This is a genomic window from Streptomyces sp. NPDC029138, from assembly GCF_055564375.1.
Genome location: NZ_JBVHWM010000011.1, coordinates 76117 through 99261, shown reverse-complemented (window position 1 = coordinate 99261; position 23145 = coordinate 76117). Strand labels below are relative to the sequence as shown.

Genomic DNA, 23145 nt, shown 5'->3' with positions numbered 1-23145 from the left:
TGAGGACACATATCGCCATGCTCGGCTGCCGATCGAGGACCAGTACCAGGCCCGTTCCTGTCCCCACGGCCGGCTGAGCCGATGGGTGCCGATCGCGCTTACGCGTACGGCGCCGCCGCCGGCGTCCTCGGTGACCTGCTCCTCGGCGATCCGCGCCGCGGGCACCCGGTCGCCGCGTTCGGCCGGGCGGCCGGCGCCGTGGAACGCGCCCTGTGGCACGACCACCGTGGCTGGGGCGCCCTGCACACCGCCGTGTGCGCCGGTGGCGCCGTCGCCTTGGGAACGCTGGCCGTTCGCGCCGTACGCCCCTCCCGTACCGCCTCCGCCGCGCTGACCGCCGCCGCCACCTGGGCCGTCGTCGGCGGCACCTCGCTCGCCCGGGAAGCCCGCGCCATCGGGCGCGCCTTGGAGGCCGGGGACGTCGAGGCCGCCCGGGCCCGGCTGCCGCATCTGTGCGGCCGGGACCCGCAGGCGCTGGACGCCGACGGCATCGCCCGGGCCGTCGTCGAGTCGGTCGCCGAGAACACCTCCGACGCCGTGGTCGGCGCCCTCGTCTGGGGTGCCGTCGCCGGAGTCCCGGGGCTCCTCGGGTTCCGCGCGGTCAACACCCTGGACGCGATGGTGGGTCACAAGTCGCCCCGCCACCGGCGCTACGGCTGGGCCTCCGCCCGCCTGGACGACGTCGTCGGCTGGCCGGGGGCCCGGCTGACCGCCGTACTCGCCGCCGTGGCCGGACCCGATCCGCGGGGTGCCGTGCGCGCCTGGAGGGCGGACGCGGGAAAGCATCCGAGCCCCAACGCCGGGCCCGTTGAAGCCTCCTTCGCGGGCGCTCTCGGCGTGCGCCTGGGCGGGACGCTCTCCTACGGCGGCCGGGTCGAACACCGCCCGGTGCTGAACGGCGCCACCGGTCGGCCGGTCCGGGTCACCGACATCGACCTGGCCGCACGGCTCTCCCGCCGCGTCGGTCTGCTCGCGCTCGGCACCACGCTCGCGGCGCGCACCCTCCTGAAAGGACGTGGGAAGTGAACGGTGGTCTCCTCGTCGCCGGCACCACCTCCGACGCGGGCAAGAGCGTCGTGACGGCCGGCATCTGCCGCTGGCTGGTGCGCCAGGGCGTGAAGGTCGCGCCGTTCAAGGCGCAGAACATGTCCCTGAACTCGTTCGTCACGCGCGAGGGCGCCGAGATCGGCCGGGCGCAGGCCATGCAGGCCCAGGCGTGCCGCGTCGAGCCGACCGCGCTGATGAACCCGGTGCTGCTCAAGCCCGGCGGTGAGCAGAGCAGCCAGGTGGTGCTGCTGGGCAAGCCGGTCGGGGAGTTGAGTGCGCGCGGGTACCACGGCGGGCGCCGGCAGCGGCTGCTGGGCACGGTGCTGGACTGCCTGTCGGAGTTGCGGGGCACGTATGACGCGGTGATCTGTGAGGGGGCGGGGAGTCCTGCCGAGATCAACCTGCGGCGGACCGACATCGTCAACATGGGGATCGCGCGGAACGCGCGGCTGCCCGTGCTCGTCGTCGGCGACATCGACCGCGGGGGCGTGTTCGCCTCCTTCTTCGGGACCGTCGCCCTGCTCTCGCCCGAGGACCAGGAGCTGGTAGCCGGGTTCCTGGTGAACAAGTTCCGGGGCGATGTGAGCCTGCTGGAGCCGGGGTTGGACATGCTCCGGGACCTCACCGGGCGGCGGACGTACGGCGTGCTGCCCTTCCGGCACGGGCTCGGCATCGACGAGGAGGACGGGCTGCGCGTCTCCCTGCGCGGGACCGTCCGCGAGTCCGCCGTGACGCCCCCGGTCGGCGAGGACGTGCTGCGGGTCGCGGTCTGCGCGATCCCGCTGATGTCCAACTTCACCGACGTGGACGCGCTGGCCGCCGAGCCGGGTGTGGTCGTGCGGTTCGTGGACCGGCCGGAGGAGCTGGCGGACGCCGATCTCGTCGTCGTGCCGGGCACTCGCGGGACCGTACGGGCGCTGGAGTGGCTGCGGGAACGCGGGCTGGCGGACGCGCTCGCACGCCGGGCCGCCGAGGGACGCCCCGTCCTCGGCGTCTGCGGCGGCTTCCAGATCCTCGGCGAGCACATCGAGGACGACGTCGAGAGCCGGCGCGGCCATGTCGACGGGCTCGGCATCCTGCCCGTCCGGGTGCGCTTCGCCCGCGAGAAGACCCTCACCCGGCCCAGCGGCGAAGCCCTCGGCGAGCGGGTCGACGGCTACGAGATCCATCACGGGGTGGCCACCGTCGACGGGGGCGAAGCCTTCCTCGACGGCTGCCGGGTCGGCCAGACCTGGGGCACCCACTGGCACGGCTCGCTGGAGTCGGACGGCTTCCGGCGGGCCTTCCTGCGCGAGGTGGCCGCCGCCGCGGGCCGCCGCTTCGTGCCCGCGCCGGACACCTCCTTCGCCGCGCTGCGCGAGGAGCAGCTCGACCGGCTCGGCGACCTGATCGAACAGCACGCGGACACGGACGCGCTCTGGCGGCTCATCGAGTCGGGCGCGCCGCAAGGACTGCCTTTCATTCCACCGGGAGCGCCCGCATGAGCACAGTGTTGTTGTTGTCGACCGCCGACACGGATCTGCTGGCGGCCCGGGCCTCCGGCGCCGGCTACCGCATCGGCAACCCCACCCGCGTCGACGTCGCCGAGGAGCTGCCGGGCCTGATCGAGGGCGCGGACCTCGCCGTCGTACGGCTGCTGGGCGGCAAGCGGGCCTGGGAGGACGGGCTGGCCGCGCTGAAGGCGTCCGGCGTCCCGACCGTGCTGCTGGGCGGCGAGACCGTGCCGGACGCCGAGCTGATGGCGGAGTCGTCCGTGCCGGCCGGTGTGGTCGCGGAGGCGCTGAAGTACCTCGTCGAGGGCGGTCCCGCGAACCTGCTGGAGCTGTCCCGGTTCCTCTCGGACACCGTGCTGCTGACCGGTGAGGGCTTCGAGGAGCCGCGGAAGATGCCGGAGTTCGGCGTCCACGGCGACCGTGCTGTCGTCGACGGCCGGCCGACCGTGGGCGTGCTGTTCTACCGGGCGCACGAACTGAGCGGCAACACCGCCTTCGTGGACACCCTGTGCGAGGCGATCGAGGCGCAGGGCGCCAACGCCCTCCCGGTGTACTGCGGTTCGCTGCGCGGCGCGGACCCCGCGCTGTACGAGCTGCTGGGGCGGGCCGACGCGCTCGTGGCCACGGTGCTCGCGGCCGGCGGCACGCACGCCTCCCAGGCGTCGGCGGGCGGTGACGAGGAGTCCTGGGACGTCGGCGCCCTCGCCGACCTGAACATCCCCGTGCTGCAAGGGCTGTGCCTCACCTCCTCGCGGGCGGCGTGGGAGGAGTCCGACGCGGCCCTGTCCCCCATGGACGCCGCGATGCAGGTCGCGATCCCCGAGTTCGACGGCCGGCTGATCACCGTGCCGTTCTCCTTCAAGGAGCAGGGCCCCGACGAGGTGCCGGTGTACGTCGCCGACCCCGAGCGGGCCGCCCGCGTGGCCGGGATCGCCCTCAGGCACGCCCGGCTGAGGCACAAGCCGAACGCGGAGAAGAAGATCGCGCTGGTCTTCACGGCGTACCCGACCAAGCACTCCCGGGTCGGCAACGCGGTCGGCCTGGACACGCCCGCGTCGGCGGTCCGGGTGCTGGACGCGCTGCGGGACGCCGGATACGGCCTCACCGACTACCCCTCCGGCGGCGACGAGCTGATCCACCGGCTCATCGCGGCCGGCGGTCACGACGTGGAGTGGCTGACCGAGGAGCAGCTGGCCGCCGCGCCCGCGCGGGTGCCGCTGGCCGACTACCGGGCATGGTTCGAGAAGCTGGACCCCGGCCTGCGGGACGCGATGACCGAGGCGTGGGGCGAGCCGCCGGGCAGCCTCTATGTGGACGGCGACGACATCGTGCTGGCCTCCCTCCGGTTCGGGAACGTCGTGGTGATGATCCAGCCGCCGCGCGGCTTCGGCGAGAACCCGATCGCGATCTACCACGACCCCGACATGCCGCCGTCGCACCACTACATGGCGGCCTACCGCTGGCTGGAGAACAGCTTCGGCGCCGACGCCATCGTGCACATGGGCAAGCACGGCACGATGGAGTGGCTGCCCGGCAAGGGACTCGGGCTGTCCCGGGGATGCGCTCCGGACGCCGTCCTCGGCGACCTGCCCCTCATCTACCCGTTCATCGTCAACGACCCCGGCGAGGGCACCCAGGCCAAGCGGCGCGGGCACGCCACGGTGGTCGACCACCTGGTGCCGCCGATGGCCCGCGCGGACACCTACGGCGATCTGGCCAAGCTGGAGCAGCTGCTGGACGAGTACGCGCTCGTCTCCGACCTGGACCCGGCGAAGGCCCCGGCGGTCCGCGCCCAGATCTGGACCCTGGTCAAGGCGGCGGAGCTGCACCACGACCTGCACGTGGACGAGCAGCCGGACGACGAGGCGTTCGACGAGTTCGTCATGCACATCGACGGCTATCTGTGCGAGATCAAGGACGTGCAGATCCGCGACGGCCTGCACATCCTCGGCGGCGGCCCGGTCGGCGAGCCGCGCGTGAACCTCGTACTGGCCGTGCTGCGCGCCTCGCAGGTGTGGGGCGGCCGGGCGAACGCGCTGCCGGGCCTGCGGGCCTGCCTCGCCGCCCACTTCGGGCTGGCGGAGAAGGAGCTGCTGGCCGAGCCGGGCACGCCGGTTAAGGTGCCGGTGGAGCTGACGGACCTGGCGGACGGCCCCGCGCGGACCGCGTCCGACGCGATCGACCTGCTGGAGCAGCTGTGCCGGCGGATCGCGGAGGGCATGGAGGCGCGGGCGTGGGACCGTACGGTCGTCCCCGCCGTCCTGCGGGGTGTGCTCGGCGCCGAACTCCCCGACGCGGTCGCCGTGCTGGAGTTCGCGTGCGACGAGGTCGTACCGCGACTGGCGAAGACGACCGACGAGATCGGGCACATCCTGCGGGCGCTGGACGGCGGTTACGTTCCGGCGGGTCCGTCGGGGTCCCCGACCCGTGGTCTGGTCAACGTCCTGCCGACGGGCCGCAACTTCTACTCGGTCGACCCCAAGGCGATCCCGTCCCGGCTGAGCTGGGAGGTCGGCCAGTCGCTGGCGGACTCCCTCGTGCAGCGGTACCTCCAGGACACCGGCGCGTACCCGAAGTCGGTGGGGCTCACGGTGTGGGGCACGTCCGCGATGCGCACCCAGGGCGACGACATCGCCGAGATCCTGGCGCTGCTGGGCTGCCGTCCGGTGTGGGACGACGCCTCGCGCCGGGTGACCGGCTTCGAGGTGATCCCGCTCGCGGAGCTGGGGCGCCCGCGCATCGACGTGACCGTCCGCATCTCCGGCTTTTTCCGGGACGCGTTCCCGCATGTGGTCGGTCTGATCGACGACGCGGTGCGGGCGGTGGCGGAGCTGGAGGAGCCGGCCGAGTCCAACTACGTGCGGGCGCACGTGGACGAGGACGCGGCCGAGCACGGCGACCGGCGCCGCGCGACGGCCCGTGTCTTCGGCTCGAAGCCGGGCGCGTACGGCGCGGGCCTGCTGCCGCTGATCGACGCCCGGAACTGGCGCAGCGACGCCGACCTGGCCGAGGTGTACGCCGTCTGGGGCGGCTACGCCTACGGGCGGGGGCTCGACGGGCGGGCGGCGCGCGGGGACATGGAGACGGCGTTCCGGCGGATCGCGGTGGCGGCGAAGAACGTCGACACCCGTGAGCACGACCTGGTCGACGCGGACGACTACTTCCAGTACCACGGCGGCATGGTCGCCATGGTGCGGCATCTGACGGGTGCCAACCCCGAGGCGTACGTGGGTGATTCCGCCGTACCGGACCAGGTGAGGACGCGGACGCTGGGCGAGGAGACGCACCGCGTGTTCCGGGCGCGGGTCGTCAACCCGCGCTGGATGAGCGCCATGAGAAGGCACGGGTACAAGGGCGCCTTCGAGATGGCGGCGACCGTGGACTACCTGTTCGGCTACGACGCGACGGCGGGCGTGGTCGACGACTGGATGTACGAGAAGCTCAGCGCCGAGTACGTCTTCGACCCGGAGAACCGGGACTTCATGAAGAAGTCCAACCCGTGGGCGCTGCGCGGGATCACCGAGCGGCTGCTGGAGGCGGCGGACCGTGGCCTGTGGGCGGAGCCGGACGCGGACACGCTGGAGCGGCTGCGCGCCACGTACCTGGAGCTGGAAGGCGACTTGGAGGGCGACCAGTGACCACCCCCTTTCCCTTTACGGCCGTCGTCGGCCAGGACGATCTGCGGCTCGCGCTGCTGCTGAACGCCGTGTCGCCGGCGGTCGGCGGTGTGCTGGTGCGCGGCGAGAAGGGCACCGCGAAGTCCACGGCGGTACGGGCGCTGTCAGCGCTGCTGCCGGAGGTGGCCGTGGTGCCCGGGTGCCGGTTCTCGTGTGATCCGGCCTCCCCCGACCCCGCCTGCCCGGACGGGCCGCACGAGGCCGGCAGGGGCGTCGAGCGGCCCGCCCGCATGGTCGAGCTGCCCGTCGGCGCCTCCGAGGACCGTCTCGTCGGCGCGCTCGACATCGAGCGGGCGCTCGCCGAGGGCGTCAAGGCCTTCGAGCCGGGCCTGCTGGCCGACGCGCACCGGGGCATCCTCTACGTCGACGAGGTCAACCTCCTCCACGACCACTTGGTCGACCTGCTGCTGGACGCGGCGGCGATGGGTGCCTCGTACGTGGAGCGCGAGGGTGTGTCCGTGCGGCACGCGGCCCGGTTCCTGCTCGTCGGGACCATGAACCCCGAAGAGGGCGAGCTGCGCCCGCAGTTGCTGGACCGGTTCGGGCTCACCGTGGAGGTCGCGGCCTCGCGGGAGCCGGAGCAGCGGGTCGAGGTCGTCCGGCGCCGGCTGGCGTACGACGACGATCCGGCCGGGTTCGCCGCGCGCTGGGCCGGCGAGGAGGCCGCCGTACGGCAACGGATCGTGGCGGCACGGGAGTTGTTGCCGCAGGTGCGGCTGGGCGACGGGGCGCTGCGGCAGATCGCGGCGACCTGTGCGGCCTTCGAGGTGGACGGCATGCGCGCCGACATCGTGATGGCTCGTACGGCGACCGCGCTGGCCGCGTGGGCCGGGCGGACCGATGTGCTCGCCGAGGACGTGCGGCAGGCCGCGCTGCTGGCGCTGCCGCACCGGCGCCGGCGGAACCCGTTCGACGCGCCGGGTCTGGACGAGGACAAGCTGGACGAGACGCTCGAGCAGTTCTCCGGGGACGGCGGGGACGGCGGGGACGATCCCGGTCCCGACGGTCCCGGTGGGGGCGGCGGGCAACCGGCGCCCGACAGCGGTCCGCAGGACGACGGCGGCGGCGCCGCGCGGCCCGAGGCCGGTGAGGGCGGGCAGCCGCAGGGGTCCGGCGGGCAGGAGCAGTCGGCCGTACGGGCGGCCGAACCCTTCCGGGCCAAGGTGCTGAGCGTGCCCGGCATCGGTGAGGGTGCCGCCGGGCGGCGGTCGCGGGCGCGGACGGAGCACGGTCGGACCACCGGGGCCCGGCGGCCCCAGGGGACGCTGACCAAGCTGCATCTGGCGGCGACCGTACAAGCCGCCGCACCGCATCAGCGGGCGCGCGGACGGTCCGGCCCGGGGCTGGTCGTACGGCGGGACGATCTGCGGCAGGCGGTCCGTGAGGGGCGCGAGGGGAACCTCGTGCTGTTCGTGGTGGACGCCTCGGGGTCGATGGCGGCGCGGCAGCGGATGAGCGCCGTGAAGGGCGCCGTCCTGTCGCTGCTGCTGGACGCCTATCAGCGGCGGGACAAGGTGGGCCTCGTCACCTTCCGGGGGTCGGCGGCCGAGGTCGCGCTGCCGCCGACGTCCTCCGTCGACGCCGCCGCCGCGCGACTGGAGTCGCTGCCGACCGGCGGTCGTACGCCGCTCGCGGCCGGGCTGCTGAAGGCGCACGAGGTGCTGCGGGTGGAGCGGCTGCGGGACCCGGCGCGCCGGGCGCTGATGGTCGTGGTGACCGACGGCCGGGCGACCGGTGGCCCGGAGCCGGTGGCGCTCGCGGGGCGCGCGGCGCGACTGTTCGCGGCCGAGCAGGTCGCCTCGGTGGTCGTGGACTGCGAGTCGGGGCCGGTGCGGCTCGGGCTCGCCGGGCAGCTGGCCGGTGAGCTGGGCGGTACGGCCGTCACGCTGGACGAGCTGCGGGCCGACTCGATCGCCGGGCTGGTCAGGGATGTGCAGGGGACGTCGAGGAGGGCCGCGTAATGCCGCAGGGACAGCCGAGTGTCGTACCGGACGACGGTCTGACGACCCGTCAGCGAAGGAACCGTCCGCTGGTCGTCGTGCACACGGGCGTCGGCAAGGGCAAGTCCACCGCCGCGTTCGGGCTCGCGCTGCGGGCCTGGAACCAGGGGTGGCCCATCGGGGTGTTCCAGTTCGTCAAGTCGGCGAAGTGGAAGGTCGGCGAGGAGAACGCGCTCAGGGTGCTCGGTGCCTCCGGCGAGGGCGGGACCGTCGACTGGCACAAGATGGGCGAGGGCTGGTCCTGGGTCCAGCGGGACGCTCAGATGGACAACGAGGAGAAGGCCCGCGAGGGCTGGGAGCAGGTCAAGCGGGACCTGGCCGCCGAGACGTACCGGCTGTACGTGCTGGACGAGTTCGCGTACCCGATGCACTGGGGCTGGGTCGACACCGACGAGGTGATCGACGTGCTGCGCGGCCGGCCCGGCACCCAGCATGTGGTGATCACCGGGCGGAACGCGCCGGAGAAGCTGGTGGACTTCGCCGACCTCGTCACCGACATGTCCAAGGTCAAGCACCCCATGGACGTGGGGCAGAAGGGCCAGAAGGGCATCGAGTGGTGATGTCGTCGGTGCCTCGGCTGGTCATCGCCGCGCCCTCCTCGGGCAGCGGCAAGACCACCGTCGCCACGGGGCTGATGGCCGCGTTCGCCGCGCGGGGGCTCGCCGTGTCCCCGCACAAGGTCGGGCCGGACTACATTGACCCCGGGTACCACGCCCTCGCGACCGGACGGGTCGGGCGCAACCTGGACGCGTATCTGTGCGGGCCGGAGCTGGTCGCTCCGCTGTTTCTGCACGGGGCGCGGGGGTGTGACCTCGCCGTGGTCGAGGGTGTGATGGGGCTGTACGACGGGGCGGCCGGGGAGGGGGAACTGGCGTCGACCGCGCATGTCGCCAAGCTGCTGCGGGCGCCGGTGGTGCTTGTCGTGGACGCCTCGTCCCAGTCGCGGTCGGTGGCGGCGCTGGTGCACGGCTTCGCTTCCTGGGACCCGGAGGTGCGGGTTGGGGGCGTGATCCTGAACAAGGTCGCCTCGGACCGGCATGAGGAGTTGCTGCGGGAGGCGCTGGACTCGTCGGGTGTGCCGGTCCTGGGTGCCTTGCGGCGGGTCGCTCAGGTGGATACGCCCTCTCGGCATCTGGGGTTGGTGCCGGTCGCCGAGCGGCAGGCTGCCGCGGTCGAGGCCGTCGAGGCCATGGCCGCGCAGGTGGCTCAGGGATGTGACCTGGCCGCGCTGGAAGGGCTTGCCCGTACTGCGGGTGCCCTCCCAGGGGGCTCCGCCCCCTGGACCCCCGCCTCGCTCACCCACCACCCGACTCGGTTCGCCGAGAAGGCGCCCCACCACCCGAAGCTCTCGGCCGAGAGGCGAGCCCCTGTGGTCGCCGTCGCCGGTGGGTCCGCGTTCACCTTCTCCTATGCCGAGCACACCGAGCTGCTCACCGCCGCCGGTGCCGAGGTCGTCACCTTCGACCCCCTGCGTGATGAGCAACTGCCCGAGGAAACGGCCGGGTTGGTCATCGGCGGTGGTTTCCCCGAGGTGTACGCCGCCGAGCTGTCCGCCAACGAGCCGTTGCGCAAGGCCGTGGCGGAACTGGCCCGTTCCGGCGCTCCCGTGGCCGCCGAGTGCGCCGGACTGCTCTATCTGTGCCGCGAGTTGGACGGGCAGCCCATGTGCGGCGTGCTCGACGCCACCGCGCGGATGACGGATCGGCTGACGCTCGGCTACCGGGACGCCGTGGCCGTCGGCGACAGTGTGCTGGCGGTGGCCGGGACGCGGATGCGGGGCCACGAGTTCCATCGCACCGTCGTCGAGCCGGGCGCCGGTGCCGATCCCGCCTGGGGTGTACGGGCCCCGGTGCGGCGGGTCGAAGGTTTCGTACAGCAGGGCGTGCACGCGAGTTATCTGCACACGCACTGGGCGTCCGAGCCCGGTGTCGCCCGTCGGTTCGTGGAGAGGTGCCGGACGTCATGAGCAGCAGGCTGGTCGGGGTCGGGGTCGGTCCCGGTGATCCGGAGCTGGTGACCGTGAAAGGGGTCAACGCGCTGCGGGCCGCCGATGTCGTCGTCGTACCCGTCATGGCTGCGGCTGACGGAAAGGACGGCGGGGAGCGCGGGCGGGCCGAGGCGACCGTGTTGCACTACGTGCCCGAGGAGAAGGTCGTCCGGGTCGTGTTCGCGCTGAACGAGCGGACCGACCGGGCCCGGCGCGAGGCGGCCTGGGACGCGGCCGGGCGGCGGGTCGCCGAGCTGCTCGAAGCGCACGGGTCGGTCGCGTTCGCCACCATCGGGGACCCGAACGTGTACTCGACGTTCACCTATCTCGCGCAGACCATCGTGGACATGCTGCCGGGTGTCGCCGTGGAGACCGTGCCCGGGATCACCGCCATGCAGGATCTGGCGGCGCGGTCCGGGGCCGTGCTGACCGAGGGCACCGAACCGCTGACCCTCGTGCCGGTGACGGCCGGGTCGGCGGTGCTGAGGGAGGCGCTGGCCGGGCCGGGGACGGTGGTGGCGTACAAGTTCGGGCGGCAGGCCGCCGAGGTCTCGGAGGCGCTGCGGGAGACCGGGCGGCTCGGGGGCGCGGTGTGGGGCTCGGCGCTGGGGCTGCCGGAGGAGTCGGTGCGGCCGGCCGCCGAGCTGGACGGGACGCCGCTGCCGTATCTGTCGACCCTGATCGCGCCGCCGCGCCGGGACGGCGGCCGGGGCGGCAAGCTGTGACACCGCCCGGGTCACCCCGTGACACTCACCACCAGCCAGATGAAGGCCGCGCCCGCGACCGTGCACAGCAGGGTCGAACGGGCGGGGTGCTCATGGTGGGCCTCCGGGAGGATCTCGGCCGCGGCGAGGTACAGCAGTGCGCCGCCGAACAGGCCGAGATAGCCGCCGAGGACGCCCTCCGGGACGGTGAGGAACGCGGACACGGCGGCTCCGGCGACGGGTGCGACGGCGTCCGCGAAGAGCATGGCGAGGGCCTTGCGGCGGGCGTTGCCGTACAGGCTGGTGAGGGTGAAGGTGTTGAAGCCGTCCGCGAAGTCGTGGGCGATGACGGCGAGCGCGACGGCGGTGCCCATGCCGTCGTCCACCTGGAAGGACGCGCCGATCGCCACACCGTCCATCAGGCTGTGCCCCACCATCGCCGCGGCCGCCGTCAGGCCCACCTCGGGGGCTCTGTGGTTGTGTTCGTCGGCGCCGTGGGCGGCGCGGCGGGCCGCCAGCAGGCGTTCCACCAGATGGGCGAGGAGGAAGCCGGCCAGGAACAGCAGGAGCGCGGCCGGGACGCCGTGGACCTCGGTGCCCGCTGCCCGCAGGGCCTCCGGCAGCAGGTCCAGGCCGACCACGCCCAGCATCAGTCCGCCGGCCAGGCCCAGCACCAGATGGCGGCGGTCGGTCACGCGCTGTGCCGTCCAGCCGCCGGCCAGCGTCATCAGGAACGCGCCGAGCGCGACGAAGACCGCCATAGGCCCTTGCTATCGGATCGACCGGCGTTTCCGCACGTCCGGCAGCAACAACCGCAGTACTCGTAGGAGAGGACCGATTCCCATGGCCGATGCCCCCACCGGCAAGGTGACCTTCGTCGGTGCCGGCCCCGGCGCCGCCGATCTGCTGACGTTCCGGGCCGCGCGGGCCATCGCCGAGGCCGACGTCGTGATCTGGGCCGCGAGCCTGGTCCAGGCGGAGGTCCTCGACCACGCTCGCGAGGACGCCGAGATCCTGGACTCGGCGACCATGTCGCTGGAGGACGTCGTCGCGGTGTACCGACGTGCGTTCGAGGAGGGGCTGAGGGTGGCCCGTATCCACTCCGGCGACCCGGCTCTGTGGGGCGGCACGCAGGAGCAACTGGACCGCTGCCAGGAGATCGGCATCGCGACGGAGGTCGTCCCGGGCGTGTCCTCCTTCTCCGCCGTGGCCGCGCTCGCGCAGCGGGAGCTGACGATCCCCGAGGTGGCGCAGTCCGTGGTGCTGACCCGGCTGGGCGGGGGCAAGACGCCGATGCCGCCGGGCGAGGAGGTGCGCGAGTTCGCCCGCCACGGCACCACCATGGCGATCTTCCTGTCGGCGGCGCGCAGCGGGCAGCTGGTGCGGGAGCTGCTGGAGGGCGGCTACCCGACGAGCACGCCCGTGGTGATCGCGTACCAGGCGACCTGGCCGGAGGAGCTGGTCGTGAAGTGCGCGATCGGCACGCTGGAGGAGACGGTCAAGGAGCACAAGCTCTGGAAGCACACGCTGTTCCTGGTCGGCCCGGCGCTGGACGCGCACGGGACGCGTTCGCACCTGTACCACCCGGGTCACTTCCACGGCTACCGGAAGGCCGACCCCGAGGCGCGGCGGGCGCTGCGGGAGCAGAGGGCGAAGAGTTGATCACGGTCGTCGGTACGGGAACCGGGGCGCCGGTGCCCGAGGACGTCCTCGCCGGGGCGGCGCTGGTCGTCGGCGGGCGGCGGCACCTGGACGCCGTACGGCTGCCGGAGGGGGCGGAGCGGGTGGTGCTCGGTCCGCTGGCGCCGGCCCTGGACACCATCGCCGGGTACGTCGGCAAGGAGCTGCCGGTGGTCGTGCTGGCGTCCGGGGACCCGGGGTTCTTCGGGATCGTGCGGGCGCTGGCCGAGCGGTTCGGGACCGGGCTGCTGGACGTGCGGCCGGGGGTGTCCTCGGTGGCCGCCGCCTTCGCCCGGATCGGGCTGCCCTGGGACGACGCGGTGGTGGTCAGCGCGCACGGCCGGGACCTGCGGACGGCGGTGAACGTGTGCCGGGCGCGGCCGAAGGTGGCCGTGCTGACCGGACCGGGCGCCGGTCCCGCCGAGCTGGGGGCCTCGGTGCCGGCGGACCGCGTGCTCGTCGTGGCGAGTGCGCTCGGCGATCCGGAGCGGGAGCGCGTGGAGCGGGTGACGCCCGCCGAGGCGGCGGCCCGGGACTGGGGTACGGCGGTGAGCGTGGTGCTGTGCCTGGACGAGGCGCGGGCGCTCGGTGCGGTGCGGACGGTCGCCGGGGTGCCTTTGGCGCCGGCCCGCTGGGCCCTGGACGAGGGCGAGTTCACGTACCGGGACTCGATGATCACCAAGTTCGAGGTGCGGGCGCTGGCCCTGGCCCGGCTGGGGCCGCGCCTGGGCGACCTGGTGTGGGACGTGGGCGCCGGGTCGGGCTCGGTCGCGGTGGAGTGCGCGCGGCTCGGCGCCGCCGTCGTCGCCGTCGAGAAGACAGCGGACGGGGTGGCGCGCGTCCGCGCCAACGCGGACGCCCACGGCGTCGACGTGGACGTGGTGCACGGCTCGGCGCCGGACGCCCTGGCCGGGCTGGCCGGCGATCCCGACGCGGTGTTCGTCGGCGGTGGGGGCCGGGAGCTGCCCGCCGTCGTGACCGCGTGCGCGCGGCGGGCCCGGCGGACGGTCGTCGTCGCCATGGCCGCGCTGGACCGGGTGCCGGCGGCGCGCGCGGCGCTGACCGACGCCGGGTTCACCTGCGACGGGGTGCTGGTGCAGTCCTCGCGTCTCGCGCCGCTTCCGGGGGATGTGACCCGGCTGGCGGCCACCAATCCTGTGTTTCTGCTGTGGGGCGTCAGAACCCCGGCGTCTAGTGAAGGAGTGGTCCAGTGATCGGCCTCATTTCCGCCACCGCGGCGGGGGCGGCGGCGCGGGACCGGCTGGCCGCGGCCTGGCCGGAGCGTACGCGCGTCTACGAGGGTCCCGTCGGAGAGGCCGTACGGGCCGCGTTCACGGAGTGCGAGCAGCTGGTGTGCTTCCTGGCGACCGGTGCGGTGGTACGGCTGCTCGCGCCGCTGCTCGACGGCAAGGCGGCCGACCCGGGCGTGGTGTGCGTGGACGAGGGCGGCCGGTTCGCGGTGTCGTTGCTCGGCGGGCACGGCGGCGGCGCCAACGCGCTCGCCCGCGAGGTGGGTGAGGTGCTGGGCGCCGAGCCGGTGGTGACGACCGCGACGGACGCCGTCGGGCTGCCGGGCCTGGACACGCTCGGCCTGCCCTACGAGGGGTCGGTCGCCGTGGTCTCCCGGGCGCTGCTGGACGGCGAACCGGTCGCGCTGGAGGCCGAGGTGGCGTGGCCGCTGCCGCCGCTGCCGGTCGCGCCGCAGGGGCCGTACACGATCCGGGTGACCGACCGGGCCGTCGCGCCGGGTGAGCGGGAGGTGCTGCTCAGGCCGCCGTCGCTGGTGGTCGGGGTCGGGGCGTCGAAGGGCGCGCCGGCCGAGGAGGTCCTCGGTCTGGTCGAGGAGGCACTGCGGGAGGCCGGGCTCTCGCCGCGGTCGGTCGCCGAGCTGGCCACCGTGGACGCCAAGGCCGGGGAGCCGGGCATCGTGGCCGCCGCCGAGCGGCTCGGGGTGCCCCTGGTGACGTACTCCGCCGAGGAGTTGGCGGCGGTCGAGGTGCCCAACCCGTCGGACGCGCCCCTCGCGGCCGTCGGCACCCCGTCGGTCGCGGAGGCCGCCGCCCTGGTCCGGGGCGGTGAACTCCTCGTCCCCAAGATGAAGTCGGCCGCGCGGCCCGCGATGGCGACCTGTGCGGTCGTACGGCGTCCCGGGCGCGGGCGGCTCGCGGTGGTCGGGCTCGGGCCGGGCGCCCGGGACCTGCTCACGCCGCGCGCGGCGGCCGAGCTGCGGCGGGCGTCGGTGCTGGTCGGGCTCGACCAGTACGTGGACCAGATCCGCGACCTGCTGCGGCCCGGCACCCGGGTGCTGGAGTCGGGGCTCGGCGCGGAGGAGGAGCGGGCCCGGACGGCGGTCGCGGAGGCCCGCAAGGGGCACGCGGTGGCGCTGATCGGCAGCGGGGACGCGGGCGTGTACGCCATGGCCTCCCCGGCGCTCGCCGAGGCCTCCGACGACATCGACGTGGTCGGGGTGCCCGGGGTGACCGCCGCGCTGGCCGCCGGGGCGATCCTGGGCGCGCCGCTGGGCCACGACCACGTGTCCATCAGCCTGTCCGATCTGCACACGCCGTGGGAGGTCATCGAGCGCCGGGTGCGCGCGGCGGCCGAGGCGGACCTCGTCGTCACCTTCTACAACCCGCGCTCGCGGGGTCGCGACTGGCAGCTGCCCAAGGCGTTGGCGATCCTCGCCGGGCACCGGGAGCCGGCGACGCCGGTCGGCGTCGTCCGCAACGCCTCCCGGCCGGACGAGGCCGGCCGGGTCACGACGCTCGCCGGCCTGGACCCGGCGACGGTCGACATGATGACGGTCGTCACCGTGGGCAACACGGCGACCCGGGAGATCGCGGGGCGCATGGTGACGCCGCGTGGCTACCGCTGGCAGGAGGACCCGAAGTGAACCGCGTCGTCCACCCGATCGAGCAGGAGTCCTACCGGCGGCTGCGCGCCCGCCTGGACACCTCGCACTTCCCGCCGCTGACCCGGGCCGTGGTGGAGCGGGTCATCCACTCCGCCGCCGACCTGGAGTACGCGACGGATCTCGTCATGGACGAGGGCGAGTTGGTGAAGGCGCACGCGGCGCTGCACGCCGGGGCGCCGGTGGTCGTGGACGTCGAGATGGTGGCCGCCGGGATCACCCGGCGGGAGACCGTCTGCCGGCTCAGGGACGCCGTGGCCGGGCCGGGTCTGACCCGTTCGGCGCACGCGATCCGGCTCGCCCACGAGCAGGTCGGCCCCGGTGCCCTCTGGGTGATCGGCAACGCGCCGACCGCACTCGAGGAGCTGCTGACCCTGGACGCCGCCCCGGCCCTCGTCATCGGACTGCCCGTCGGCTTCGTCGGCGCGGTCGAGTCCAAGGCCGCGTTGCGCGAGAGCGGACTGCCCGCCGTGAGCAACGTGTCCGAGAAGGGCGGGTCGGCGGTCGCGTCCGCCGCGCTCAACGCCCTGCTGTACCACCCCGCCGCACACTCCGAGGAGAACGCGTGACCACCCCGCCCGCCCTGCTCATCGCCGGACACGGCACCCGTGACGACGCCGGAGCCGAGGCGTTCCGCGACTTCGTCCGGGAGCTGGGGCGCCGACACCCCGAACTGCCCGTCGCCGGCGGCTTCATCGAACTGTCCCCGCCTCCGCTGGGCGAGGCCGTCACCGAGCTGGTCGAGCAGGGCGTGCGCCGGTTCGCCGCCGTGCCGCTGATGCTGGTGTCCGCCGGGCACGCCAAGGGCGACATCCCGGCCGCGCTGGCCCGCGAGAAGGAGCGGCACCCGGGCATCTCGTACACCTACGGCCGCCCGCTGGGCCCGCACCCGGCGCTGCTGAGCGTGCTGGAGCGGCGGCTGGACGAGGCGCTCGGCTCTTCCGCCCGCACCCCGCGGGACCGGGCCGACGTGACCGTGCTGCTGGTCGGGCGCGGGTCCACCGACCCCGACGCCAACGCGGAGGTGTTCAAGGCGGCGCGGCTGCTGTGGGAGGGCCGTGGGTACGCCGGGGTGGAGACGGCGTTCGTGTCGCTCGCGGCGCCGGACGTGCCGAGCGGGCTGGACCGGTGCGCGGCGCTGGGGGCGCGGAAGATCGTCGTACTCCCCTACTTCCTCTTCACCGGCATCCTGCCGGACCGGGTGCGGCAGCAGACCGAGGGCTGGGCCGCCGCGCACCCGGAGACCGAGGTGCGGTCGGCCGATGTCATCGGCCCCGAGCCGGAGCTGCTGGATCTGGTGATGGAGCGGTACGAGGAGGCCGTCAAGGGCGATCTGCGCATGAACTGCGACTCGTGCGTGTACCGGATCGCGCTGCCGGGCTTCGAGGACAAGGTCGGCCTGCCGCAGCAGCCGCACTTCCACCCGGACGACGACGACCACCACCACGGGCACGGTCACGGGCACCACCATCACGGGGGGCACTCGCACAGCCATGCGCACTGAGGCGACCGGCGGGTCCGGGCACGATCTGCGGCACCACGGGGACGCGGAAGTACGGGACGACGGAGCCGCGTTGACCGACCTCGCCGTCAACGTCCGCGCGGACACGCCCCCGCCGTGGCTGCGGGAGGAGATCGCCGGCTCGCTGTCGTCCCTCGCGGCCTACCCGGACGGGCGGGCCGCGCGGGCGGCGGTGGCGGCGCGGCACGGGCTGCCGGTGGAGCGGGTGCTGCTGACGGCGGGGGCGGCGGAGGCGTTCGTCCTGCTCGCCCGTGCGCTGAAGGTCCGCAGGCCGGTCGTCGTGCACCCGCAGTTCACGGAGCCGGAGGCCGCGCTGCGGGACGCCGGGCACACCGTGGACCGGGTGCTGCTGCGGGAGGAGGACGGGTTCCGGCTGGACCCGGCGGCCGTGCCGGAGAACGCCGACCTGGTGGTGATCGGCAACCCCACCAATCCGACGTCCGTGCTGCATCCGGCCGGGGTGATCGCCCGACTCGCCCGTCCCGGGCGGACGTTGGTGGTGGACGAGGCGTTCATGGACGCGGTGCCGGGTGAGCGGGAGGCGCTGGCCGGGCGGACCGATGTGCCGGGGCTCGTCGTGCTGCGCAGCCTCACCAAGACCTGGGGGCTGGCCGGGCTGCGCATCGGTTACGTCCTGGCCGCGCCCGAGGTGATCGCCGAGCTGGAGCGGGCCCAGCCGTTGTGGCCGGTGTCGACACCGGCGCTGGCGGCCGCGGAGGCGTGTGTGACGCCGAGGGCGTTGGCGGAGGCCGGGCACGCGGCGCATCGCATCGCCGGGGACCGAGCGTATCTGGTGGCCGGGCTGGCCGCGTTCGCCGCTCGCGGAGTACGGGTGGTGGAGCCTGCCGAGGGGCCGTTCGTGCTGGTGCGTATGCCGGGGGCGGCGGGGGTACGGCGGCGGTTGCGGGAGCTTGGTTACGCGGTGCGGCGGGGTGACACTTTCCCGGGGCTCGGGGACGAGTGGGTGCGGGTCGCTGTGCGGGACCGGGCGACAGTGAACGGTTTCCTGAAGGCACTGTCGGCCGCACTGGATTCGCCGACCCACCCACCCGTCTCGGCCGGCTGAGAGGCTGGGGCCCCGACCGGCGCCCCGGCTCGCTTCGTTGAGCGGCCCGGCCACGAGATCGCCCTCCGTGCGCACGGGCCTGTTCGGCCACCCATGCGCCCACGACCGGGCCGGACCGGGACGGCGAGCCCCCCGACCCCGACACCCCGGGCTACGCCATGACCCTGCTGGACCAACCGGCGTGGTGGGCAGCCACGCTCCGGGCGGGCCGGGAGACGACGCCTTACCCGGGGTGACGACCTGACGGGGACCACCGGGGCCGGCGGCGGGAGTGATCAGGGCCGCCAGTGGCAGCCCGCGAACCGACCGCGAGCACCCGGCATCAGCCGAGACCCCCGTCAGTTCTTCCGCCGCCGGGCCACCGCCACGGCTCCCCCGCCCGCCAGCAGCAGTGCCAGTGCGCCGCCCGCGATGTACGGGGTCGCCGAGCTGCCGCCGGTCTCCGCGAGGCCCGCTTCGGCGGGGGCGCCCTGGGGGCGGGGGCCGGCGGCCGGGTCGTGGCTCGGGACCGGAGTCCTGGTGGGCGGGGTCATCGGGGACTCGCAGGTGGCCTCGGCCAGGGTGACCTTGCCCTCGACGTCGGCCACGTTGAGGTTCAAGGGGTTGACGGAGACCTTGAGTTCGAGGGCGGTCACGGCGGCCGTACGGGTCGTGGTGCGCCGCTGGGAGAGGTCGAGGCGGACCTCGCCGACGCCGGGCACCTTCACCTCGGTCGGGCCGCCGGCGGTGAGGGTGACGCGCTTGCCGAGGACGGTGACGGCGCCGAGGACGTTCGCGGAGGCGACCGGTGCCTTGCCGACCTCGCAGGTCGCCTTGGCGGTGATCGTGTCGGCCTCGATCAGGGAGAGCAGGGGCAGGCCGGGGACGTGCAGCCTGGCGTGGGCGACCCGGACCGAGCCCTCGGCGCGCTGCCCGGTCACCGTGGCCCTTGCCTGGGCGACGTCCGCGCCGAGGACGGTGAACGGCTTGCCGCCGTTCACGCCGTCGAGCCGGGCGGACAGCGCGGTCCGGTCGGCGCTCCGCGGTGCCTGGACCTCGTTGAGGGAGACCGCGAGCGGGACGTTCACGGTCTTGTTGAGCAGGGACACGTCGAGCCCGGTGCGCAGGACGACGGCGGAGGCGCGACCGTGCTCACCGGTCGCGTGCGCGGCGCCCGCGCCCCCCAGGACGACGGGCACCGAGGCGAGAGCCGTGACCGTCGCGAGGACGGCGGGACGGCGTGCGGACATGCGGAAGTTGTTGCTGTTCAAGGCGGTGGGACCCCCAGACGGGACATGCTTGGGACCCGTCAACCTTGTCCCCACTGTGGGTGAACGGTCAGCGATCGAGGGTTACTTCACTCAAACGTGGATTTTCCGCACGCCGATTCGATTCCAGGTCGAATCGAGGGGGTCACGGGAACGTCTACTCGACCACCCGTCCGTTCAGCACGACCCGGCGGGGCGCCGCCAGCACCCGTACGTCCGCCCGGGGATCGGCCTCGTACACCACGAGGTCGGCCGGGGCGCCCTCCTCCAGCCCGGGCCGGCCGAGCCAGGCGCGGGCGGCCCAGCTGGTGGCGGCGAGCGCGTCGACCGGCGGGATGCCGGCGGCGACCAGCTCGGCGACCTCCTCCGCGACCAGCCCGTGGGGCAGGGTGCCGCCGGCGTCCGTGCCGACGAAGACCGGGATGCCGGCGTCGTAGGCGCCGCGCACGGTGTCGTAGCGCCGCTCGTGCAGCCGGCGCATGTGGGCGGACCAGCGCGGGAACTTCTTGTCGCCGCCGTCCGCGAGCCGGGGGAAGGTGGCGATGTTGACGAGGGTCGGGACGATCGCGACGCCCCGCTCGGCGAAGAGCGGGATCAGGTCCTCGGTGAGGCCGGTGGCGTGCTCGATGCAGTCGATGCCCGCCTCGACCAGGTCGCGCAGGGAGTTCTCGGCGAAGCAGTGGGCGGTGACCCGGGCGCCGAGCCGGTGGGCCTCGGCGATCGCCGCCTCCACCGCCTCACGGGGCCAGCAGGGGGACAGGTCGCCGAGGTCGCGGTCGATCCAGTCGCCGACCAGCTTGACCCAGCCGTCGCCGCGCCGGGCCTCCTGGCCGACGTAGGCGACGAGGTCGTCGGGCTCGATCTCCCAGGCGTAGTTGCGGATGTAGCGGCGGGTGCGGGCGATGTGCCGGCCCGCCCGGATGATCTTCGGGAGGTCGTCGCGGTCGTCGATCCAGCGGGTGTCGGAGGGCGAGCCCGCGTCGCGCAGCAGCAGGGTGCCCGTCTCGCGGTCGGTGAGCGCCTGCTTCTCGGCGGTGTCCGCGTCGACCGGGCCCTCGGCGCCCAGGCCCACGTGGCAGTGCGCGTCGACCAGGCCGGGCAGCGCCCAGCCCTCGACGGTGGTGATGTCGCGGGCCCCGGCGGGGCGGCCGTAGGAGACGCGGCCCCCGACCACCCACAGCTCGTCACGGACATCGTCCGGCCCCGCCAGGACCCGGCCCTTCACGTGCAGCACGGCACCATCGCTCATGCTCGCACCTTAACGACCTACGGCTCGGACTTCCCCACCTGGTCGGAGGTCTCCTCCTCGACCTCGGCCATCGCCGGGTCGAGCAGCCGGGAGAGGAAGTGCCGGGTGCGCTCGTGCTGCGGATCGCCGATCACCCGGTCCGGGGTGCCGTCCTCGACGATCACGCCGCCGTCCATGAAGACGACCCGGTCGGCGACCTCGCGGGCGAAGGTCATCTCGTGGGTGACGACCATCATCGTCATGCCCTCCCGCGCGAGCCGGCGCATGACGGCGAGGACGTCGCCGACCAGCTCCGGGTCGAGCGCGGAGGTCGGCTCGTCGAAGAGCATCACCTCGGGGCCCATGGCGAGCGCGCGGGCGATGGCGACGCGCTGCTGCTGGCCGCCGGAGAGGGACGACGGGTAGGCGTCCGCCTTCTCCGAGAGGCCGACGCGGGCGAGGTTCTCGGCGGCGACGCGCGCGGCGGTCGCCCTGTCCCGCCCGAGGACCCGGCGCTGCGGCAGCGTGAGGTTCTCGGTGACGTTCAGGTGCGGGAAGAGGTTGAACTGCTGGAAGACCATGCCGATGCGGCGGCGTACGGCGTCGATGTCGACGTCGGGGTCGGTCACCTCGGTGCCGCCGACGAAGACCTGGCCCTTGGTGGGCTCCTCCAGCAGGTTCACGCAGCGCAGCAGCGTCGACTTGCCGGAGCCGGAGGGGCCGATGACGCAGACGACCTCGCCCTGGCCGATCTCCAGGTCGATGCCGCGCAGCACCTCGTTGTCGCCGAAGGACTTGTGCAGTCGGCGGACCTCGATCTCCGGGCGGCTCACCGGATCGCCTCCTGGGCCTTGGTTTCCATACGGCGGACGACGAAGCTGAGCGGGATGGTGACCAGCAGGTAGCACAGGCCCGCGACGAGGATCGGCGTGGAGTTGGCGGTCGTGCTGGCGAGGTCGCGGCCGAACTTGGACAGTTCCCGCTCCTCCAGGGTGACGCCGAGGAACAGCACCAGCGAGGAGTCCTTGAAGAGCAGGACGAGTTCGTTGGTGAGCGGCGGCAGGATGATCCGGAAGGCCTGCGGGACGATGATGGAGACCATGGCCTTCGCGGGCGAGAAGCCGAGCGAACGGGCCGCCTCCATCTGCCCCTTGGGCACGGCCTGGATGCCGGCGCGGATGGTCTCCGCCATGTACGCGGCCGAGACCAGGCCGAGCGCGAGGGCGACCTTGCCGTAGGTGCCGCCCGGGATCTCCGTGCCCGGGAACGCGAGCGGCACGGCCACGCCGACGAAGATGAAGATCAGCAGGGCGGGCAGGCCGCGGAAGATCTCGATGTAGACGCTCGCCAGCCAGCGGTACGGACCCACGGAGGACAGCCGCATCAGCGCGATGACCATGCCGAGGACGAGCCCGACGACGAAGCCGGACAGCGTGTAGAGCACGGTGTTCTTCAGCGCCAGCGTGATGACGTCCGGGAACATCTGCCGGGCGATGTCGGCCTGGGCGAACTGGTTCTTCAGCCGGCCCCAGTCGGCCGTGACCGCGAAGGCGATCACGGCGGCGGCGAAGACGGCGTACTGGATGCCGCGCGACACGCCGCGCTTCTGGCGCCGGGTCAGTCCCTTTTTCTTCGGCTGGAGGGTTGTGTCCGTCTCGGTCATGAGGCGGCGGGAGAGGCGACGGAGGCTTCGTAGGGGCCGATCCACTGCTCGTAGATCTTCTTGTAGGTGCCGTCGGCCTTGGCGGTCTTGATCGCCTTGTTGACGGCGTCGAGCAGCGCCTTGTTGCCCTTCTTCACGGTGAAGCCGTACTGCTCACCGGTCTTGAGGTTGTCGACGACCTTGAACTTGTCCGCGTTCGCCTTGTCCTTCAGCCAGCCCTGGACGACCGGGTAGTCGATGACGACGGCCTGGACCTGGCCGGTGCGCAGGCCGTTGAGGACGGCGTCGGAGGACTCGAAGGAGATCGGGTCGTAGCCCTTGCTCTTGACGTAGTCCTCGCCGGTGGTCTGCGCCTGGGCGCCGAGCTTCTTGCCCTTGGCCTTGACGTCGGCGAGCGAGTTGATCCCGCTGCTCTTGTCGACGAGGACGGCCTGGGTGGCCTCGAAGTACGGGTCGGAGAAGTCGACGTTCTTCTTGCGCTCGGCGGTGATGGTCATGCCGGCGGCGGCCAGGTCGCACTCGCCCGAGTTCAGGAAGGCGCCCGTCTTGAAGTTCTCGAAGGGCGTGTCGAGGATCTGCTGCTTTACCCCGAGATCCTTGGCGACGAGGTCGATCAGGGAGACGTCGAAGCCCTGCACCTTGCCGTTCACCTCCGACTGGAACGGCGGGTACGGCAGGTGGGTGCAGGTGGTCAGCTGACCTCCCTTGACCAGGTGGACGCCCTTGACCGTGGTCTTGCCGCTCCCCGAGTCGCTGGAGGAGCAGCCGGCCGCGACGAGCACGAGTGCGGCGGTCGCGGTGGTGGCGGCCAGAAGGCGGGCCCGGCGCCCGACGAGCGTTTTCATGGGGAGATCTCCTGTGGGGGAACTAAGGGTTCCGATTATAAGGAAGGGTTTGAGTCTCTCAAATCAAACCCATGG

Annotated in this window: 19 protein-coding genes; 13 read left to right on the top strand and 6 right to left on the bottom strand. The window is 73.5% G+C overall.

Annotation, left to right across the window (positions count from 1 at the left end; all coding sequences use genetic code 11):
* Positions 1-81: 81 nt before the first annotated feature.
* Genes ACZ4WH_RS13085 through cobI form a run of 7 tightly spaced genes read left to right on the top strand, consistent with a single transcriptional unit; the run spans position 82 to position 10929 of the window.
* A complete protein-coding gene (locus ACZ4WH_RS13085) occupies positions 82-1026 on the top strand; it encodes a cobalamin biosynthesis protein (protein ID WP_468179679.1) in 945 nt (314 codons plus the stop codon).
* Positions 1023-2531 carry a cobyric acid synthase gene (locus ACZ4WH_RS13080; protein WP_468179677.1) on the top strand — a complete coding sequence of 503 codons (1509 nt, stop codon included), beginning with the start codon at positions 1023-1025 and terminating at the stop codon, positions 2529-2531. The genes ACZ4WH_RS13085 and ACZ4WH_RS13080 overlap by 4 nt, the downstream gene beginning before the upstream one ends.
* A complete protein-coding gene (gene cobN / locus ACZ4WH_RS13075; protein ID WP_468179675.1) occupies positions 2528-6178 on the top strand; it encodes a cobaltochelatase subunit CobN in 3651 nt (1216 codons plus the stop codon). The genes ACZ4WH_RS13080 and cobN overlap by 4 nt, the downstream gene beginning before the upstream one ends.
* The gene (locus tag ACZ4WH_RS13070; RefSeq protein ID WP_468179673.1) at positions 6175-8178 is read left to right on the top strand and encodes a putative cobaltochelatase; all 2004 of its coding nucleotides are present in this window, start codon (positions 6175-6177) and stop codon (positions 8176-8178) included. The genes cobN and ACZ4WH_RS13070 overlap by 4 nt, the downstream gene beginning before the upstream one ends.
* The gene (cobO, locus tag ACZ4WH_RS13065; RefSeq protein WP_014671916.1) at positions 8178-8777 is read left to right on the top strand and encodes a cob(I)yrinic acid a,c-diamide adenosyltransferase; all 600 of its coding nucleotides are present in this window, start codon (positions 8178-8180) and stop codon (positions 8775-8777) included. The genes ACZ4WH_RS13070 and cobO overlap by 1 nt, the downstream gene beginning before the upstream one ends.
* Positions 8777-10183 carry a cobyrinate a,c-diamide synthase gene (locus ACZ4WH_RS13060; protein WP_468179671.1) on the top strand — a complete coding sequence of 469 codons (1407 nt, stop codon included), beginning with the start codon at positions 8777-8779 and terminating at the stop codon, positions 10181-10183. Before cobO ends, ACZ4WH_RS13060 begins: the two co-directional genes overlap by 1 nt.
* Complete coding sequence (cobI, locus tag ACZ4WH_RS13055) at positions 10180-10929, top strand: precorrin-2 C(20)-methyltransferase (protein ID WP_468179669.1); 750 nt, start codon at positions 10180-10182, stop codon at positions 10927-10929. Before ACZ4WH_RS13060 ends, cobI begins: the two co-directional genes overlap by 4 nt.
* A gap of 11 nt (positions 10930-10940) precedes the next feature.
* On the opposite strand, the gene ACZ4WH_RS13050 is transcribed toward cobI, so the two are convergent.
* Positions 10941-11669 carry a ZIP family metal transporter gene (locus ACZ4WH_RS13050; RefSeq protein ID WP_468179667.1) on the bottom strand — a complete coding sequence of 243 codons (729 nt, stop codon included), beginning with the start codon at positions 11667-11669 and terminating at the stop codon, positions 10941-10943.
* An 82-nt stretch (positions 11670-11751) separates the two neighbouring features.
* On the opposite strand from ACZ4WH_RS13050, the gene cobM reads away from it, so the two are divergent.
* The 6 genes from cobM to cobC are packed head-to-tail and all read left to right on the top strand — an operon-like array spanning position 11752 to position 18087.
* Positions 11752-12570 carry a precorrin-4 C(11)-methyltransferase gene (gene cobM, locus ACZ4WH_RS13045; RefSeq protein ID WP_468179665.1) on the top strand — a complete coding sequence of 273 codons (819 nt, stop codon included), beginning with the start codon at positions 11752-11754 and terminating at the stop codon, positions 12568-12570.
* Positions 12567-13802: a precorrin-6y C5,15-methyltransferase (decarboxylating) subunit CbiE gene (gene cbiE, locus ACZ4WH_RS13040; protein ID WP_468179663.1), complete on the top strand. Its 1236-nt coding sequence runs from the start codon at positions 12567-12569 to the stop codon at positions 13800-13802. Before cobM ends, cbiE begins: the two co-directional genes overlap by 4 nt.
* Positions 13799-15481: a precorrin-3B C(17)-methyltransferase gene (gene cobJ / locus ACZ4WH_RS13035; RefSeq protein ID WP_468179661.1), complete on the top strand. Its 1683-nt coding sequence runs from the start codon at positions 13799-13801 to the stop codon at positions 15479-15481. The genes cbiE and cobJ overlap by 4 nt, the downstream gene beginning before the upstream one ends.
* Positions 15478-16068: a precorrin-8X methylmutase gene (locus ACZ4WH_RS13030; protein ID WP_468179659.1), complete on the top strand. Its 591-nt coding sequence runs from the start codon at positions 15478-15480 to the stop codon at positions 16066-16068. Before cobJ ends, ACZ4WH_RS13030 begins: the two co-directional genes overlap by 4 nt.
* Entirely contained in the window at positions 16065-17003 is a 939-nt protein-coding gene (locus tag ACZ4WH_RS13025) for a sirohydrochlorin chelatase (RefSeq protein WP_468179658.1), read from the top strand. Before ACZ4WH_RS13030 ends, ACZ4WH_RS13025 begins: the two co-directional genes overlap by 4 nt.
* The gene (gene cobC / locus ACZ4WH_RS13020) at positions 16993-18087 is read left to right on the top strand and encodes an Rv2231c family pyridoxal phosphate-dependent protein CobC (protein ID WP_468179656.1); all 1095 of its coding nucleotides are present in this window, start codon (positions 16993-16995) and stop codon (positions 18085-18087) included. The genes ACZ4WH_RS13025 and cobC overlap by 11 nt, the downstream gene beginning before the upstream one ends.
* A 338-nt stretch (positions 18088-18425) precedes the next feature.
* Here the strand turns inward: cobC and ACZ4WH_RS13015 are convergent, their stop codons facing one another.
* From ACZ4WH_RS13015 to ACZ4WH_RS12995, 5 genes are all read right to left on the bottom strand, one after another.
* The gene (locus ACZ4WH_RS13015) at positions 18426-19337 is read right to left on the bottom strand and encodes an SCO1860 family LAETG-anchored protein (protein ID WP_468179654.1); all 912 of its coding nucleotides are present in this window, start codon (positions 19335-19337) and stop codon (positions 18426-18428) included.
* A 154-nt stretch (positions 19338-19491) separates the two neighbouring features.
* Complete coding sequence (locus tag ACZ4WH_RS13010) at positions 19492-20583, bottom strand: amidohydrolase family protein (protein ID WP_468179652.1); 1092 nt, start codon at positions 20581-20583, stop codon at positions 19492-19494.
* Between the two features lie 17 nt (positions 20584-20600).
* Positions 20601-21395 (bottom strand): amino acid ABC transporter ATP-binding protein, encoded by a 795-nt coding sequence (locus ACZ4WH_RS13005; RefSeq protein WP_468179651.1) that lies wholly within the window; start codon positions 21393-21395, stop codon positions 20601-20603.
* Entirely contained in the window at positions 21392-22225 is an 834-nt protein-coding gene (locus ACZ4WH_RS13000) for an amino acid ABC transporter permease (protein ID WP_468179649.1), read from the bottom strand. Before ACZ4WH_RS13000 ends, ACZ4WH_RS13005 begins: the two co-directional genes overlap by 4 nt.
* A complete protein-coding gene (locus ACZ4WH_RS12995; protein WP_468179648.1) occupies positions 22222-23070 on the bottom strand; it encodes a transporter substrate-binding domain-containing protein in 849 nt (282 codons plus the stop codon). The genes ACZ4WH_RS13000 and ACZ4WH_RS12995 overlap by 4 nt, the downstream gene beginning before the upstream one ends.
* Between the last annotated feature and the right edge of the window lie 75 nt (positions 23071-23145).

Excerpts from the sequence above, each read along its gene's own strand:
- ACZ4WH_RS13000 (WP_468179649.1), bottom strand. The coding sequence starts at position 22,225 with ATGACCGAGACGGACACAACCCTCCAGCCGAAGAAAAAGGGACTGACC.
- ACZ4WH_RS13085 (WP_468179679.1), top strand. The coding sequence starts at position 82 with ATGGGTGCCGATCGCGCTTACGCGTACGGCGCCGCCGCCGGCGTCCTC.
- cobC (WP_468179656.1), top strand. The coding sequence starts at position 16,993 with ATGCGCACTGAGGCGACCGGCGGGTCCGGGCACGATCTGCGGCACCAC.
- ACZ4WH_RS13050 (WP_468179667.1), bottom strand. The coding sequence starts at position 11,669 with ATGGCGGTCTTCGTCGCGCTCGGCGCGTTCCTGATGACGCTGGCCGGC.
- cobO (WP_014671916.1), top strand. The coding sequence starts at position 8,178 with ATGCCGCAGGGACAGCCGAGTGTCGTACCGGACGACGGTCTGACGACC.
- cobN (WP_468179675.1), top strand. The coding sequence starts at position 2,528 with ATGAGCACAGTGTTGTTGTTGTCGACCGCCGACACGGATCTGCTGGCG.
- ACZ4WH_RS12995 (WP_468179648.1), bottom strand. The coding sequence starts at position 23,070 with ATGAAAACGCTCGTCGGGCGCCGGGCCCGCCTTCTGGCCGCCACCACC.
- ACZ4WH_RS13060 (WP_468179671.1), top strand. The coding sequence starts at position 8,777 with ATGTCGTCGGTGCCTCGGCTGGTCATCGCCGCGCCCTCCTCGGGCAGC.
- ACZ4WH_RS13010 (WP_468179652.1), bottom strand. The coding sequence starts at position 20,583 with ATGAGCGATGGTGCCGTGCTGCACGTGAAGGGCCGGGTCCTGGCGGGG.
- cobI (WP_468179669.1), top strand. The coding sequence starts at position 10,180 with ATGAGCAGCAGGCTGGTCGGGGTCGGGGTCGGTCCCGGTGATCCGGAG.
- cobM (WP_468179665.1), top strand. The coding sequence starts at position 11,752 with ATGGCCGATGCCCCCACCGGCAAGGTGACCTTCGTCGGTGCCGGCCCC.